The 15,893-nt window shown below is 64.3% G+C and carries 13 protein-coding genes and 1 pseudogene; 9 read left to right on the plus strand and 5 right to left on the minus strand.

Annotated features, from left to right (window positions below):
* The first annotated feature begins 22 nt into the window (after positions 1 to 22).
* The 9 genes and pseudogenes from BLS08_RS18010 (at position 23) to BLS08_RS18050 (ending at position 9,703) form a co-directional block, all read left to right on the plus strand.
* Positions 23 to 418: a DUF2946 domain-containing protein gene (locus BLS08_RS18010; protein ID WP_017675432.1), complete on the plus strand. Its 396-nt coding sequence runs from the start codon at positions 23 to 25 to the stop codon at positions 416 to 418.
* Between the two features lie 72 nt (positions 419 to 490).
* Entirely contained in the window at positions 491 to 2,647 is a 2,157-nt protein-coding gene (locus tag BLS08_RS18015) for a TonB-dependent receptor (protein WP_017675431.1), read from the plus strand.
* 5 nt (positions 2,648 to 2,652) lie between these two features.
* On the plus strand, positions 2,653 to 4,149 hold the full coding sequence (locus BLS08_RS18020; RefSeq protein ID WP_026088434.1) for a PepSY domain-containing protein: 1,497 nt from the start codon (positions 2,653 to 2,655) through the stop codon (positions 4,147 to 4,149).
* Positions 4,150 to 4,188: 39 nt separating this feature from the next.
* On the plus strand, positions 4,189 to 5,562 hold the full coding sequence (locus tag BLS08_RS18025; protein WP_017675429.1) for a PepSY-associated TM helix domain-containing protein: 1,374 nt from the start codon (positions 4,189 to 4,191) through the stop codon (positions 5,560 to 5,562).
* A 74-nt stretch (positions 5,563 to 5,636) separates the two neighbouring features.
* Complete coding sequence (locus BLS08_RS18030; RefSeq protein ID WP_017675428.1) at positions 5,637 to 6,131, plus strand: copper chaperone PCu(A)C; 495 nt, start codon at positions 5,637 to 5,639, stop codon at positions 6,129 to 6,131.
* Positions 6,131 to 6,481: pseudogene (locus BLS08_RS18035) on the plus strand (DUF2946 domain-containing protein); the annotation flags it as partial. The gene BLS08_RS18030 and the pseudogene BLS08_RS18035, both read left to right, overlap by 1 nt.
* A gap of 85 nt (positions 6,482 to 6,566) precedes the next feature.
* A complete protein-coding gene (locus BLS08_RS18040) occupies positions 6,567 to 8,657 on the plus strand; it encodes a TonB-dependent copper receptor (RefSeq protein WP_017675427.1) in 2,091 nt (696 codons plus the stop codon).
* A gap of 243 nt (positions 8,658 to 8,900) precedes the next feature.
* Complete coding sequence (locus BLS08_RS18045; protein WP_017675426.1) at positions 8,901 to 9,167, plus strand: PepSY domain-containing protein; 267 nt, start codon at positions 8,901 to 8,903, stop codon at positions 9,165 to 9,167.
* Positions 9,167 to 9,703, plus strand: coding sequence for a cytochrome b/b6 domain-containing protein (locus BLS08_RS18050; RefSeq protein ID WP_017675425.1), 537 nt, complete (start codon positions 9,167 to 9,169; stop codon positions 9,701 to 9,703). Before BLS08_RS18045 ends, BLS08_RS18050 begins: the two co-directional genes overlap by 1 nt.
* Positions 9,704 to 9,778: 75 nt before the next feature.
* On the opposite strand, the gene BLS08_RS18055 is transcribed toward BLS08_RS18050, so the two are convergent.
* From BLS08_RS18055 to BLS08_RS18075, 5 genes are all read right to left on the minus strand, one after another.
* The gene (locus tag BLS08_RS18055; RefSeq protein WP_017675424.1) at positions 9,779 to 10,726 is read right to left on the minus strand and encodes an adenosine deaminase; all 948 of its coding nucleotides are present in this window, start codon (positions 10,724 to 10,726) and stop codon (positions 9,779 to 9,781) included.
* 199 nt (positions 10,727 to 10,925) lie between these two features.
* A complete protein-coding gene (locus tag BLS08_RS18060; RefSeq protein ID WP_017675423.1) occupies positions 10,926 to 11,891 on the minus strand; it encodes a 2-oxoglutarate and iron-dependent oxygenase domain-containing protein in 966 nt (321 codons plus the stop codon).
* 175 nt (positions 11,892 to 12,066) lie between these two features.
* Positions 12,067 to 13,149: a BMP family ABC transporter substrate-binding protein gene (locus tag BLS08_RS18065; RefSeq protein ID WP_017675422.1), complete on the minus strand. Its 1,083-nt coding sequence runs from the start codon at positions 13,147 to 13,149 to the stop codon at positions 12,067 to 12,069.
* Between the two features lie 255 nt (positions 13,150 to 13,404).
* Positions 13,405 to 14,760 (minus strand): 8-oxoguanine deaminase, encoded by a 1,356-nt coding sequence (locus tag BLS08_RS18070; RefSeq protein ID WP_017675421.1) that lies wholly within the window; start codon positions 14,758 to 14,760, stop codon positions 13,405 to 13,407.
* A 202-nt stretch (positions 14,761 to 14,962) separates the two neighbouring features.
* A complete protein-coding gene (locus tag BLS08_RS18075) occupies positions 14,963 to 15,889 on the minus strand; it encodes an ABC transporter permease (protein ID WP_017675420.1) in 927 nt (308 codons plus the stop codon).
* Between the last annotated feature and the right edge of the window lie 4 nt (positions 15,890 to 15,893).

Here is a 15,893-nt window from a genome sequence, read left to right on the forward strand (position 1 = left end):
CCTCTGTTTAGAGTCGCGCCCCATGAAACTGGCCCGCAATGACCGCTCACTGACCGCTTGGGTGCTGTACTTCAGCATCCTGTTCAGTGCGTTCGTCTGCGCGATCAGCCACGGCCAGATGGCCGGCATGCAGCTCAGCGGTCTGGATGGCCAGTACTGCTCGTTCGATGGCAACTTCGGCGCCGGCGCCGACCTCGACGGCTCCGGCATCGTTGCGCCCAACCCGGCTACCGGTACGGGCTGCGCCTTGGCCAGTTTGTTCAGTGCGCTCATCCTGGCGGCATTCTTCGGGCTGCTCGGCCTGCTCGTGGCCGAACGTGTGCGTCCGCTGGCGGCCCTGCATATTCCCCGTCTTACCCGCTATCGCTGGCCTCCCGCCAATCCCCGCGCTTCTCCCTTCCTGCTTCCTGCGCTCTGAAGTCGCCCGTTAAACCTGGCTTTGAGGCTAGGTCGCGTGCGGGCTTATCGAACAAAAGCCTGGAAGCCTTACATGTTTCGTATGACCACCCTGGCGCTGCTCGCCTGCAGCACCTCCCTTGCCTGGGCGCAAGATGACGCCTTGACGCTGCCTGCCAGCACCGTATCTGCCGTTGCTGCAGAGCCTGACGAGGCTACTGGCATCAACCTGGACAAAACCATCGAGAGTGGCTCGCGCCTCAACCTCAGCGCTCGTGAAAATCCGGCCTCGGTCAGCGTGGCGGATCGGGCGACCATGGAGCGTCTGGGCGTACGCAACTTTCAGGATGCTGCCAATGCCTTGCCCGGCGTGAACGCCTCGGCACCACCCGGCTGGGGCGGCTACGTGGCCTATCGAGGTTTCAATGGCGCACAGATCGGCCAACTGTTCAATGGCATCAACCTGCAATACGGCGGTTCGGCGCGTCCTGTTGGCGCCTGGATCTATGATCGCGTCGAACTGCTGGGCGGGCCGTCGTCCTTCCTCAATGGCAGTGGCGCGGTTGGCGGCAGCCTGAACTACATCACCAAGCTCGCCAGCCGCGATAAGGACAGCTTGGAAGGGCGCGTCAGCTACTCGCGCTACGACACCTGGGAAACCGCCATCGGCGTCAATCAGGCGCTCAATGAGGGCGACGGTCCGCGGCATTACGCGCGCCTGGATTACAGCCGCACTCACACCAACGGTTATATCGACCGCCAGGAAAACCAGGCCGGCAACCTGGCCTTCTCCCTGCTCAGCGACATCAACGACCAGCTCTCCCACACCCTGGCCATCGAGTACCTGGAGGAGCAGGAAGACAGCCCGTACTGGGGCTCGCCGGTGTTGCAGCCACTGAGTGGCAAGCTGCGTATCGACAAGCACAACCGCTTCAACAACTACAACGTCGAGGACGGCCGCTACGAGCAACGCACCCGCTGGCTGCGCTCGATTACCGACTACCGCCTCGATGACGCCACCCAGCTGCGCAACACCTTCTACCACTACAAGGGCCAGCGCGATTACCGCAACCTCGAGCGTTATCGCTACAACGCCGCCAATACCGAGGTGACCCGTTCTGCTGCTTACCGTCAGCGCCATGATCAGGAGGTCAATGGCGACCGCTTCGAGCTGACCCATGCCGGCGATCTGTTCGGTCTGGCCAGCGACTGGGCCTTCGGTCTGGAGTACAGCCGCAACCAGCAGACCAACTACCCGCTGTCGATCTCGGCGAACTTCGACACGGTAGACCCCAACGGTTTCGATCCAGGCGAGTTTCTCGACATCCCCGGCATGGACGCCCCGCGTACAAAGGGTCGCAGCACCTGGACCGATACCGCCTCGGCCTTCGTCGAGAACCGTACCCGGCTGACCGATCGCCTGGCGCTGATCAGCGCGCTGCGCTACGACCATATCGACTTCGAGGTGGTCGAACATGTAACCCGCGTCGAGCTGGATCGCCGCTGGGATGCCTTCACCGGACGCGTCGGTCTGGTCTATGACCTCACCGATGCCGTCAGCCTCTACACCCAATACAGCACCTCGGCCGAACCGCCAGGCGGCACCCTGACCAGCGCCTCGGTCGCCCAGGTCGCCGATTTCGACCTGAGCACCGGCCGCCAGATCGAGGTGGGCAGCAAGTTCGACTTCCTCGATGGTCGCGGCTCGGCGACGGCGGCGGCGTACCGCATCGTGCGCAAGAACATCTCGGTGCCGTCTTCCAGTGTGCCGAACACCACCGAGCAGGCCGGGCAGCAGACCTCCACCGGTGTCGAATTGGCCGCCTCGTTCAAGATCACCCCGCAGTTGCTCGCCGCCGGTAACTTCGCCTGGGTACGTGCCGAATACGACGAGTTCAACGAAAACGTCGGCGGTGTGGCGGTATCGCGCAAGGGCAAGAACCCGGTGAACATCCCCGAGCGCGTGGCCAACCTCTGGTTGACCTACGACGTTGCACCGGACTGGCAGGTGGGGGCCGATGCGCGTTATGTCTCCTCGGTCTATGCCAACACCGCCAACACCATGTGGGTGCCGTCGTACACCGTCTACGGGTTGTTCCTCAAGCACGACCTGGATACTCACACCGAGCTCAGCGCGCGGTTGCGCAACCTCACCGACGAGACCTACGCCCGCTTCATCCACCAGAGCAACACCCAGTACTACCTGGGCGAGCCGCGCAGCCTGGAAGTGGCTGTGCAATGGCGTTACTGATGGCGCTGAAACGCCAGCTGTACCTCTGGCATCGCTGGCTGGGTATCGGCCTGTGCCTGCTGATGGCGCTGTGGTTCGTCTCCGGGGTGGTGATGCTGTATGTCGGCTACCCCAAGCTGACCGGCAGTGAGCGCCTCGGGCATCTACCGGCACTGCCCGCGAGCTGCTGCGCCGAGGTGCCGGCGCAATGGGCACAGCTGCCGTTGCGGCGCCTGCGTCTGAGCAGTCTGGGCGGCCAGCCGTTCTATCTGCTGGAGTTGGCCGACGGGCGCCGCGTGACCCTGAATGCGCGTAGCGGTGAGCCGCTGCAACGTGCCGACGAAGCCTGGGCGCTGGCTGGCGCTCGGCAATATGCCGGCGATGTGCCGCTGCGCTATCGCGGCCAGTTCGAGGAGGACGTCTGGACGCATTCGCGTGCGCTGGATGCCGAGCGCCCGTTGCATCTGGTCGAGCTGGGCGATGCCGAGCGTACCTGGCTCTACCTGTCGGGCAGAACTGGCGAAGTGGTGCGTGACGCCAGCCTGCAGGAGCGGCGCTGGAACTGGCTGGGTGCCTGGTTCCACTGGCTCTATCCGCTACGCGGTGGCTTCGGTTTCGACAATGGCTGGCGCGTACTGGTGATCGGTTTGTCCCTGCTGGGCACGGCCATGGCCGTGCTGGGCATGGTGGTTGGCCTGATGCGTTGGCGCTTTCGCAAACCCTATCGCAACGGCTCCCGCAGCCCTTACTCCGGCGGCTGGTGGCGTTGGCACCATATCGGCGGCCTGCTGTTCGGCGTTGTGCTGATGGCGTGGATCTTCAGTGGCCTGATGTCCATGCGGCCCTGGGGCACCACCGACAGCCGTTCACGCCTCGACGCTGCGTTGATGCAGGGCGGCGCGCTACGGGCAGCGGACGTTTCGCTCTCGGTTAGCCGCGCACTGCGACGGCTGCGCTCGGAGCTGGATGTAGTCGAGGTGGAATGGCGTCGCCTCGATGGCCGCACCTATCTGGTGGCACGAGCTGCGACCGGCGAGAGCCGCATGCTGCACGGCGAGACCTTGCTGCGTCAGCTGCCCCGCGAACAACTGCTCGATACGGCCCACCTCATGGCGCCGGATGTGGCACTGCAAAGCGAGTGGCTGGAGCGCTTCGATACCTACTACTTCGCCCGCGATGCGCAAAGCATGTACGGCTCGCAGAACCGACCGCTGCCGGTGCTGCGGGTGCGCTTCGATGACCCGGAGCAGACCTGGGTCTACCTCGACCCGGCCAGCGGCGAGATGATCGCGCGGCATGACCAGCGCCAGCGCGTCGGCCGCTGGCTGTTCAACCTGCTGCATAGCTGGGACTGGCCGCCGCTGCTGGAACGCCCGCTGCTGCGCGAAGCTCTGATCATCGCCTTCAGCCTTGGCGGTCTGGTGATCTGCCTCAGCGGCACAGTGTTGGGATGGCGACGTTTGCGTCGCTCAGGAGTACCGAGCCGCAGAAGCACGCTCCTGCGAAACGAAGGAAGGTCGTAGTGAACCCCTTTCATGAAACCCCTTATGGAGGCACCTGTCATGCGTGAGTCCACCTCGTTCTACAACCTGGCCTGGCGCTGGCACTTCTATGCCGGGCTGTTCGTCATCCCGTTCATGATCCTGCTGTCGATCACCGGGATCATCTACCTGTTCAAACCGCAGCTCGACGCCTGGATGTACGCCGACCTGATGCAGGTGCCGGTCGCCGAGCAGCGCCTCAGTGCCGATCAGCAACTGGCTATCGTCCGCGAAGCCTATCCGCAGGCGACGGTCAGCAAATACCTGCCGCCCGCTGTACAGGATCGCAGTGCGCAGTTCGTGATCAATCAGGGCGGCCAGGAGCTGAACCTGTTCGTCGATCCCTACAACGGCAGCCTTCTCGGCGCCCAGGACGCCCTGTGGAATCTGCAGGCGGTGGTGCGCAAGCTGCACGGTGATCTGCTGATCGGCACCGTTGGTGACCGGCTGATCGAACTGGCCGCTGGCTGGGGCATCGTGCTGGTGGTATCCGGCCTGTACCTTTGGTGGCCGCGCGGCAGCAGCGGGGCGGGTGTGTTGTGGCCACGTCTGAGCGCAGGGGGGCGCCTGTGGTGGCGCGACCTGCATGCGGTCACCGGCTTCTGGGGCAGCGCACTGCTGCTGTTCATGCTGCTCACCGGTATGACCTGGACGGGCTACTGGGGCGCGCAGTTCGCCGGTGCCTGGAATCATTTTCCCGCCGCGATGTGGGATGACGTGCCCAAGTCCGGGCAACTGACCGGCAGCCTCAACAGCAGCAGCCAGCAAACCGTGGCCTGGGCGGTGGAAGTCACGCCGCTGCCCGCGTCCGACCCGCATGCCGCGCATCACGGCCATGCCGGGCATCGGGCCGCAGCGGCCTCCACCAGCCTGCTGCAGCATGTGGTCGATAGCGCCGCCGAGCGCGGTGTCCAGCCTGGTTACAGCATCAGCCTGCCCCAGGGCGAGCAGGGCGTTTACACCGTCGCCCTGTTCGCCGACGATCCACGCAACGATGCCACGTTGCACTTCGATCAATACAGCGGTGCGGTACTCGCAGACGTGCGCTGGCAGGACTACGGCCCGGTGGCGAAAACCGTGGAAACCGGGGTGATGCTGCACGAAGGCAAGCTGTTCGGCCTGGCCAACCAACTGCTGATGGCGGCGATCTGCCTGCTGATCATCTTCAGCTCCGTCAGCGGCCTGGTGCTGTGGTGGAAACGCCGCCCGGCCGGACGCTTCGGTGTACCGCCGCTGCGCCACGACCTGCCGCGCTGGAAGACCGCCATCGGCGTGATGATCGTGCTCGGTGTGATCTTCCCGCTGGTCGGCGCTTCGCTGCTGCTGGTCTTCGTTCTTGACTGGCTACTCTCGCGCTTTCGCCAACTGCGGCCATCGACCCGGCCGCTGGCATGAGTGAACAGTTTGATCGTCGCAAGACGTTATAGGCTCGACCCATGATTCGATTCCAAACCAGGAGGCAACACCCCATGACCCTGAAGAAAACCCTGCTCGGCCTCACCCTGCTGCTGCCGGCGCTGTTGGTGCAGGCCCACGAGTACGAAGCCGGTCAACTGCATATCGACCACCCCTGGTCGCGCGAGATGCCGCCGGTGGCGCCGACTGCTGCCGCTTATTTCGTCATCCACAACAAGGGCAGCGAAGCCGATCGTCTGCTCAGTGTCAGCACCCCGGTGGCCGGCAAGGCCGAGTTGCACGAGCATGTGCATGCCGATGGCGTGATGAAGATGCAGCAGGTGCAGGACGTGGCCATCCCCGCTGATGGCGAGGTGAAGTTCGAGCCCATGGGCTATCACGTCATGCTGTTCAACCTGAAGCAGCAGGCCAAGGACGGTGAGCGCTTCCCGTTGACCCTCAACTTCGAGAAAGCCGGTGCTGTCGAGGTTGAGGTCGCCGTGCAGAAAGATGCGCCGGCAGGCCATGATCATGCTGCCGGTCATGATGCAGGCAAGCACCAGCACTGATGCTGTTCACGGCACGCAGGCGCACGCTCGCCGCCCAGCTTGGGCTGCTGGCGTTCGTCCTTATCGTGCTGGCGCCACTGGCGTCGCAACTGCGTGCCGAGCCGGCTGACTGGCGCTGGCTGAACGAGCTTGGCTGTCATGACGGGGCGGGCAGCGTGCCGGCCCCAACGAGCAGCTCCAGCCCAGTGTTGCAGGTGGATGCCTGCGGCTACTGCTCGCTGCTCTCGCATTGTCCGGTGCTGGCCGACAATGGCTCGGTGCTCGCGAGCCGCTTGGAGTTATCTCGCGATACCACCCTGAGGTTGCCTGAGCGACCGCTGCCGGGCGCCAACTTTCCTCATGCGCTGTCACGTGCACCGCCATGCGCACCTGAAGTCACCACTCCCATGAGGCCGTTACCAGGCCTCTTCGCCAATCGACTTTTCAGGTATCCGCATGTCCGTTTCCTTCGTTTCGGGCGCCGTTTCCGTGCGCGCTCGTTTTCCCCTGTCCGTTCTGGCCGTAGCCTGCGGCCTGTGTTCCATGACTGCCCTGCAGGCTGCCGAGGAGCCTGTGCACGAACTGCCGCCCACGGTGATCACGGCAATCCAGCAAAGCTCGCCGCTGACCGTGGTGGCCGACCCCAAGGATCCACGCCAGCCGGTACCGGCCAGCGATGCGGCCGACTACCTCAAGACCATTCCCGGTTTCTCCGCGATTCGCAGCGGTGGCAGCAACAGTGACCCGGTGTTGCGCGGCCTGTTTGGCTCGCGCCTGCTGCTGCTCACCGATGGCGGGCAGATGATCGGCGCCTGTCCGGGGCGGATGGACGCACCCAGTTCCTACATCTCGCCAGAAACCTTTGATCGGCTGACCGTTACCAAGGGCCCGCAAACCGTGATCTGGGGGCCGGGCGCGTCCGCTGGGGTGGTGCGTTTCGATCGCGAGCCGGAGCGTTTCGGTGAGCTGGGCGCGCGCCTGCATGCCAGCGTGCTGGCCGGCTCCAATGGCCGTTTCGACCGAACCCTGGATGGCGCCGTGGGCAGCGAGCAGGGCTACCTGCGGGTGATGGGTAACCGCTCGCAGTCGGACGATTACGACAACGGTGACGGCGACACCATCGCCTCGCGCTGGGACAAGTGGAACGGCGACGTGGCCCTGGGCTGGACGCCGGATGCCGATACCCTGATCGAACTCACGGCTGGCCGTGGCGATGGCGAAGCGCGTTACGGTGGTCGTGGCATGGACGGCACTCAGTTCAAGCGCGAAAGCCTCGGCCTGCGCATCGAGCGCAGCAACCTCGGTGGCGTGCTGGATAAGGTCGAGGCCAAGGTCTACTACAACTACGCCGACCACATCATGGACAACTTCCGCCTGCGCGTGCCGGACCCGAGCAGCATGATGGCCGGGCCGATGGCGGCGCAGGTCGACCGTCGAACCCTCGGTGCACGCCTGGCCGCGACCTGGAAGTGGGACGACGTCGAGCTGATCACCGGCGTCGATGCGCAGCGCAGCGAACACCGCCAGCGCAGCTCCAGCGGCGGCATGATGGGCATGCCCTATGTCGACGCTGATCGCTTCCCCTGGGACAAGGACGCGCTGATGCACAACTACGGCGTGTTCGCCGAAGCCACCTGGAGCCTGGCCGAGGGTGATCGGCTGATCTCTGGCGCACGCCTGGATCGCGCCTCGGCCAAGGACTACCGGCAGAACTTCAGCGACATGATGGGCATGACCACGACCAACCCGACGGCGGGCGAGACCCGCGCCGATACCTTGCCCAGTGGTTTCGTGCGCTACGAGCACGACCTGTCCGACTCGCCGACCACCGTCTATGCCGGCATCGGCCACGTGCAGCGCTTCCCCGATTACTGGGAGCTGTTCTCCGCCGGCCTCAATGGCCCGGCCGACGCGGACAACGCCTTCGATGGCATCAAACCGGAGAAGACCACCCAGCTCGATATCGGCATCCAGTACCAGGACGACAAGCTGCAGGCCTGGGCCTCGGCCTATGTCGGGCAGATCCGCGACTACATCCTGTTCGACTACCGTGGCATGAGCACGCAGGCCGACAACGTCGACGCGCGCATCATGGGCGGCGAGTTGGGCGTGGCCTACGCCTTCGACTCCAACTGGAAGGCCGACGCGACCCTGGCCTACGCCTGGGGCAAGAACAGCAGCGACGGTGAAGCGCTGCCGCAGATGCCGCCGCTGGAAGCGCGCCTGGGCCTGACCTACCAGCGTGACGACTGGAGCGTCGGTGCCCTGTGGCGTGTGGTCGATGGCCAGGGGCGCATCGCCGAAGGGCGCGGCAACGTGGTGGGGCAGGACTTCGGCGACAGCGCCGGCTTCGGCGTGCTCTCGCTCAATGGCGCTTACCGCGTTAGCCAACAGGTCAAACTCAGCGCCGGCGTGGATAACCTGCTCGACAAGAACTACGCCGAACACCTCAACCTGGCTGGCGACGCTGGCTTCGGCTTCCCGGCCGAAACGCGTATCGACGAGCCGGGCCGTACCTTGTGGGCCAAGGTCGATTTCGACTTCTAAGCCTTAGCTAGCCCGGAGCTACGAAGCGTAGCGATCCTCTCGTAGGCGTCCGCTTGCGGGCGATTGGCGCTTGCACAATGCGGATCGCCCGCAAGCGGGCTCCTACGTTTGGCCGGGCACGGTAGCCACCTTTCCCGGATTACATCCGGGCTACGATTTTGCGTGCGCTAATAGAGTCTTAAGGTTCAGGCGCCAGAGTAGTCCCCGCAGACACACTTTCCCCTGCACCGAGAGGACTACACCATGCGCAAACTGCTTCTGCTGTCTCTGGCTCTGGCCAGCCCGCTGACCTTCGCCGCCACCGAATGCACCACTGCCGACAAGTCGCAGTGGCAGGATCAGGACAAGTTCCAGGCCGACCTCAAGGCCCAGGGCTACGAGATCAACAAGTTCAAGGTTACCGGTGGCAACTGCTACGAAATATACGGCTTCGACAAGGACGGCAAGAAGGTCGAGATTTACTTCGATCCGGTCAGCGGCAAGCCGGTCAAAAGCAACGTAGAAGGCTGATGAGCGCCGCGACCGTGCGCGTGTGGGACCCAGTGGTGCGCTTGTTCCACTGGTCCCTGGCCGGCGCTTTCCTGGCCAACTACTTCTTTACCGAAGAGGGCGAAGACTGGCATCGCTGGTTCGGCTACTACGCCGTGGCCTGGCTGGCGATCCGCCTGGTATGGGGTTTCGTCGGCACGCCGGCGGCGCGCTGGGCGGATTTCTGGCCGACCCCGGCACGCCTTGGTGCGCATTTGCGTGCGTTGATTGCCGGTCAGCCCTATCACCGTCTGGGGCATTCGCCGTTGGGCGCGCTGGTGATGCTCCTGATGATGACGCTGATGCTCGGTCTGGGCGTGACCGGCTTTCTGATGGAGGAAGTCGATTATTTCTGGGGCGCGGATCTGCCGCTGGAAATCCACGAATTCTGTGCCAACGGCCTCATGGCGGTGGTCGGCTTGCATATCGCTGCAGCGCTATTTGAGAGCTATCGGCTGCGCGAGAACCTGCCGTTGTCGATGGTGACTGGCAAGCGGCGCAAGCTGCAGGAACACTGAGCGTACAGTCGCGGCTAAAGCCCCTCCCACGGAGCGTGGGTACTGTGGGAGGCGCTTCAGCGGCGATGCTCTTGCTCAGGCCAGGCGCGCATCCAGGCTGTTCTGCGCCAGGCGCTTGGCCTGGGCTTCGGTCATGCCCAGGTGTTCGTGCAGGGCGGCGAAGTTCTCGCCGACGTAGCCGCCGAAGTAGGCCGGGTCGTCCGAGTTCACCGTCACCTTCACGCCGCGTTCGAGCATCTCGAGGATGTTGTGCTGGCCCATGTGCTCGAACACGCAGAGTTTGATGTTCGACAGCGGGCAGACGGTCAGCGGGATCTGCTCGTCGATGATGCGCTGCATCAGCCGTTCGTCTTCGATGGCGCGCACGCCATGGTCGATACGCTTGATCTTGAGCAGGTCCAGCGCCTCCCAGATGTATTCGGGTGGGCCTTCCTCGCCGGCATGCGCCACCGCGTGCAGGCCTTCGCTGCGTGCCTTGGCGAACACCCGCTCGAATAGCCGCGGCGGGAAGCCCTTCTCCGAACTGTCGAGGCCAACGCCGATAAAGGCATCGCGAAACGGCATGGCTTGTTCCAGGGTCTTGAAGGCCTCGTCCTCGGGCAGGTGACGCAGGAAGCTGAGGATCAGCCCGTGGCTGATGCCCAGCTGCTTCTCGCCGTCGAGCAGCGCTTGCTGGATACCGCGCAGCACCACCTCGAAGGGAACGCCGCGGTCGGTGTGGGTCTGCGGGTCGAAGAAGGGTTCGACATGAATGACGTTCTGCGCCTTGCAGCGTTGCAGGTAGGCCCAGGTCAGGTCGTAGAAATCCTGCTCGGTGCGCAGCACGTTGGCGCCGGCGTAATACAGATCGAGAAATTCCTGCAGGTTGTTGAAGGCATAGGCCGCGCGCAGGGTCTCGACATCGGCCCAGGGCAGGGCGATCTGGTTGCGTTCGGCCAGGGCGAACAGCAGCTCGGGCTCCAGCGAGCCTTCCAGGTGCAGGTGCAGTTCGGCCTTGGGCAGGGCGTTCAGCCATTCGGGCATGGTCGGTTCTCGTTGTCAGGCTTTGTAATTGGCAAAGTTTAACCGGTGGGACAGGATTGTGCTGCGCTGGCGAGCCAGCTGCATAGGGTGGACTGATCGTTCCCACGCTCTGCGTGGGAATGCCCTTGCAGACGCTCTGCGTCTGAAGGACGCAGAGCGTCCCTGGCTGGTCTCCCACGCCAGAGCGTGGGAGCCATCATCAGCCCTGCGCTTCCTCGCGCCGATAGGCATAGGTATCGGCGAACCTCGACAGCAGGTACGCGGCGCTGGTCACCGGTGTGTACTTGGCCGGGTTGTCCGCGCTGGAGCAGTTCGGCAGGCAGTCGATCAGCGTGTCGGGATGCGGTTCGGCGAAGAACGGCATGGAGTAGCGATCCACCCCCAGCGGGCTGATCACCCGGTGCGGCGTCGAGGTGTACCGATCGTTGCTCCAGCGCGCCATCATGTCGCCGATGTTGACCACGAAGCTGCCGGCAATCGGCGGCGCGTCGATCCACTCGCCATCGCGTGCACGTACCTGCAGGCCGCCGGCATCGTCCTGGTAGAGCAGGGTGATGCAGCCGTAATCGGTGTGTGCGCCGGCGCCTTGTTGGTCGGCACTGGTGGCGGTGTGGCGCGGCGGGTAGTGGATCATGCGCAGCACGCTGATCGGCTCATGAAAGCGCGCGTCGAAGAAATCGTGCTCGATGTCCAGCGCCATGGCCATGGCGCGCAGCAGGGTCTTGGCCAGGTCCTGCATATCGGCGTAATGCTGTTCCATCAGCTCGGCCCAGCCGGGTAGATCCGGGTGGCGATTCGGCCCTCGCAGTGGTTTGCCTGCCAGCACCTCGGGGTGATCGGCCGGCATGTGGAAACCCATGTCGAAGGTTTCCTTCAAATCGCTCGGTTTGCTTGGGTCGAGCTGTTCGGTGGCGATGGCACCGTAACCGCGGTGGTGGGCGGTCTGGGTGATATCGATCTTGAGTTTGTCGTCGGCAGGCAGGGCGAAGAAGTGCTTCGCCGCACTGAACAGGGCGTCGATGCGCTCGCTACCGATGGGGTGGCCGACGATATAGAAGAAGCCCCAGTCGCGGCAGGCGCGGTCGATCTGATCGGCCACGGCAGGCCAGGCCAAAGCGTCGTCAGCGTAGAGAGGGGCGATGTCGATGATGGGTAATGCGTTCATGTTGAGCCTCGGGTGGGCGTTGCTGCGAGTCTTCTCGTACCCAGGGCAGCGGAAAGAGATCTCGGATGAGATCCCCTTGATGCGGTTCTGCAGTGCAGGGACGGCATCGGTAGTTGCCAGGTGGCGGGTTACACCCGCCCTACAGACCGTAGGGCGGGTGTAACCCGCCAGCCAATTACTTCGGTATCTCGGCCTTCACGTTCTCCACGTAGTAGTTCATCGAGGCCAGCTCGGCATTGGTCGCGCTTGCGCCTTCGGCAATGCGCACCGCGCCGCTCTGATCCTTGATCGGGCCGGTGAAGGGGTGGAACTTGCCGCTGCGAATGTCGGCGATGATCTGCTCGGCCTCGCTCTTCACGTCAGCCGGCACCAGGTCGCTGATCGGCAGCTCGATGGTGTCCTCGGCCAGGCCGCCCCAGAAATCCTGCGGCTGCCAGGTACCGTCGATCACAGCCTGGGTGGATTTGACGTAGTGCGGGCCCCAGTCGTTGACGATGGAGGTGAGCACGGCCTTCGGCCCGAAGTGAGCCATGTCCGAGGCGTAGCCTACGGAGTAGATGCCACGGCGCTCGGCGGTCTGGATCGGCGCCGGGCTGTCGGTGTGTTGGAACATCACGTCCACGCCCTGGTCGATCAGCGCGTTGGCGGCATCGGATTCCTTGCCCGGATCGAACCAGGTGTTGACCCACACCACCTTGATCTCGGTGCCCGGGTTGTACTTGTCCAGCGCCAGCTGGATGGCGTTGATATCGCGGATCACCTCGGGGATCGGGAAGGAGGCAACGTAGCCGACCTTCTTGGTCTTGGTCATCTTCGCCGCGAGGAAGCCGCCAACGTAGCGACCCTCATAGGAGCGCGACAGGTAGGTGCCGACGTTCTTGTCCTGCTTGTAGCCGGTGGCGTGTTCGAAGGTCACCTTGGGAAATTGCTTGGCCACCTTGATGGTCGGGTTCATGTAGCCGAAGGAGGTGGTGAAGATCAGGTCGAAACCACCCTTGGCCATGTTGCGGATCACCCGCTCGGCGTCGGCGCCTTCCGGCACGTTCTCGACGAAGCTGGTGGTGACCTTGTCGCCCATTTCCTTGATCAGCATCTGCCGGCCCTGTTCGTGCTGGTAGGTCCAGCCATGGTCGCCGATGGGGCCGATGTAGACGAAGCCGACCTTCAGCGGATCGGCGGCGGAGGCGCTGAGCATGGCGCCAAAGCCCAGGGCGGCGACGAGGGTGCGCAGCAGCGGTTTCTTGCTCTTCTTGTGCATGGTGGGTGCAGCTCCAGTCTTGGTGTTGGGGTGGCCGTTGGTTGGCTGATCCCCTGACTGCAAAAAGCTGACCAACAAGACAGATAGCCTTACTGAAAGCCTTTGCGGGCAAGAGCGGAGAATGGTGTGGAGCGCTATTGGTGCGATGGCCGTGCAGATGCTGCGTTGTGGTGCGATTGCCCTGCTGCAAACCGTAGGGTGCGCCGTGCGCACCGGCAGTTTTTCGGTGCGCACGGCGCACCCTACGGTTCAGGATCAGGCGTTGACCAACTGCTTCGCTGCCTGGCGGTGATCAGCGATCAGCTGCGCCACGTCCAGCCCCTCGATCTGCCCGTCGATGACGCGCCAGGTGCCGCCGATCATCATCCGGTCGGCGCGGTCGGCGCCGCACAGCAGCAGCGCGGAGAGTGGATCGTGGCTGCCGGAGAAGCGCAGCTCGTCGAGCTTGAACAGCGCCAGGTCGGCTTGCTTGCCCACCGCCAATTCGCCGATATCGCTGCGCCCCAGCAGCTTCGCCGAACCCTTGCTGGCCCAACCGAGCACGCGTTGCGGAGTGATCTGCTCGGCGCCATAGCGCAGGCGCTGGATGTACAGCGCCTGGCGCGCTTCGAGGATCATGTTCGAGGCATCGTTGGAGGCCGAGCCGTCGACACCCAGGCCCAGCGGCGCACCGGCAGCTTCCAACTCGACACTGGGGCAGATGCCCGAAGCCAGGCGCATGTTGGAGCTGGGGCAATGGCAGATGCCGGTGCCGGCGGCGCCGAGGCGGATGATTTCCTCGGGGTTGAAGTGGATGCCATGGGCCAGCCAGGTGCGCGGGCCGAGCCAGCCGACGCTGTCCAGGTAATCCACTGTGCGTAGGCCGAAGCGCTGCAGGCAGAAGTCTTCCTCGTCGAGGGTTTCGGCCAGGTGGGTGTGCAGGCGTACGTCCAGCTCCTCGGCCAGTTCGGCGCTCTGGCGCATGATTTCCTGAGTCACCGAGAAGGGCGAGCAGGGCGCCAGGGCGATCTGGATCTGCGCGCCGTCGCCGCGCTGGTGGTACTGGCCGATCAGGCGCTGGCTGTCGGCCAGGATCACCTCGCCCTGTTGCACCGTCTGCTGCGGCGGCAGGCCACCATCGGCTTCGCCCAGGCTCATGGAGCCACGGGTGAGCATGGCGCGCATGCCCAGTTCGCGCACCGCCTCGACCTGCACGTCGATGGCATTTTCCAGGCCGCCGGGGAACAGGTAATGGTGATCGGCGGCTGTGCTGCAGCCGGACAGCAGCAGTTCGGCCAAGGCCACCTTGCTGGCCAGCGCCAGTTTCTCCGGCGTAAGGCGCGCCCACACCGGGTAGAGCGTCTTCAGCCAGGGGAACAGCGGCTGATTGACCACTGGCGCCCAGGCGCGGGTGAGGGTCTGGTAGAAGTGATGGTGGGTGTTGATCAGGCCCGGCAGCACCACGTGCTCACGGGCATCGAAGGTTTGCTCGCAGGGTGTTGAAGGCTGCTGGCCTTTGCTGAGCACTTCGGCGATGCGGCCATCCGCGATCACCAGGCCGCCGGAAGCGTCCAGGTCGTTGGCGGTGAAGATGGCAAGAGGGTTCTTGATCCAGATACGGGTAGCTGCCATGAGCAGGCTCCTCTGAGGTTGATGTCAGGTAAGCCAGCTCAGTGTTGACCCTGTCTGCTGATCCAGGTGCGTCGGAAATGACGTGCGGGGAAGATAGCTGACTCTGGAGTCAGGGGCAACAAGCCTGTTGCGGCTGAAGCCCCTCCTACAGGATGTGCGTCGCCTGTTGTAGGAGCGGCTTCAGCCGCGATTCATGGGCGAATCAATGCCCCGGCTGCCATGGCTGGCCCAGCGATACCGGCGCATACAGCCGGGTCTTGATCGCATCACGCGAGAGCAGCACCAGCACCACAATGGTGGCCACATACGGCAGCATGGCCAGCAGGTTCGAGGGGATCGACAGGCCGATACCCTGCGCCACCAGATGGAGGATGCTGGCCAGGCCGAACAGGTAGGCGCCGAGCAGCACGCGCAAGACGCGCCAACTGGCGAACACCACCAGCGCCAGGGCGATCCAGCCGCGCCCGGCGGTCATGTTTTCCGCCCACATAGGTGTGTACGCCAGCGACAGGTAGCCACCGGCCAGGCCGGCCATGGCGCCGCCGAACAATACTGCCAGGGTGCGCACGCGCAGCACCGGCAGGCCCATGGCGTTGGCGGCGTCCGGGTTCTCGCCGACGGCCTGGATGATCAGGCCGATACGGCTTTTCAGCAGCACCCAGGCGACCAGGGCGAAGAGGGCGAAGGACAGGTAGATCAGCACATCCTGGGCGAACAGCATGCGCCCGATCAGCGGGATGTCAGACAGCAGCGGAATGACGATGGGCTCGAAACCGGACAGCGGCTTGCCGACCCAGGCGGCGCCAACGAAGGTGGAAAGACCCACGCCGAAGATGGTCAGGGCCAGGCCGGTGGCCACCTGGTTGGCGTTGAAGCCCAGTGCCACGGCGGCGAACAGCAGCGACAGCAGCATGCCGGCGGCAATCGCCAGCAACACGCCAAGCCACAGGCTGCCGGTGCTGAAGGCGACGATGAAACCGATCACCGCGCCGAACAGCATCATGCCTTCCTGGCCGAGGTTGAGCACGCCGCTCCTCTCGCACACCAGCTCGCCGAGGGCCACCAGTAGCAGTGGCGTGCCGGTGCGCACCATGGCGTAGAAAATATTGGTCAACAGATCGAGATCCATGGGG

This window comes from Ectopseudomonas chengduensis (assembly GCF_900102635.1).
Classification (GTDB): domain Bacteria; phylum Pseudomonadota; class Gammaproteobacteria; order Pseudomonadales; family Pseudomonadaceae; genus Aquipseudomonas; species Aquipseudomonas chengduensis.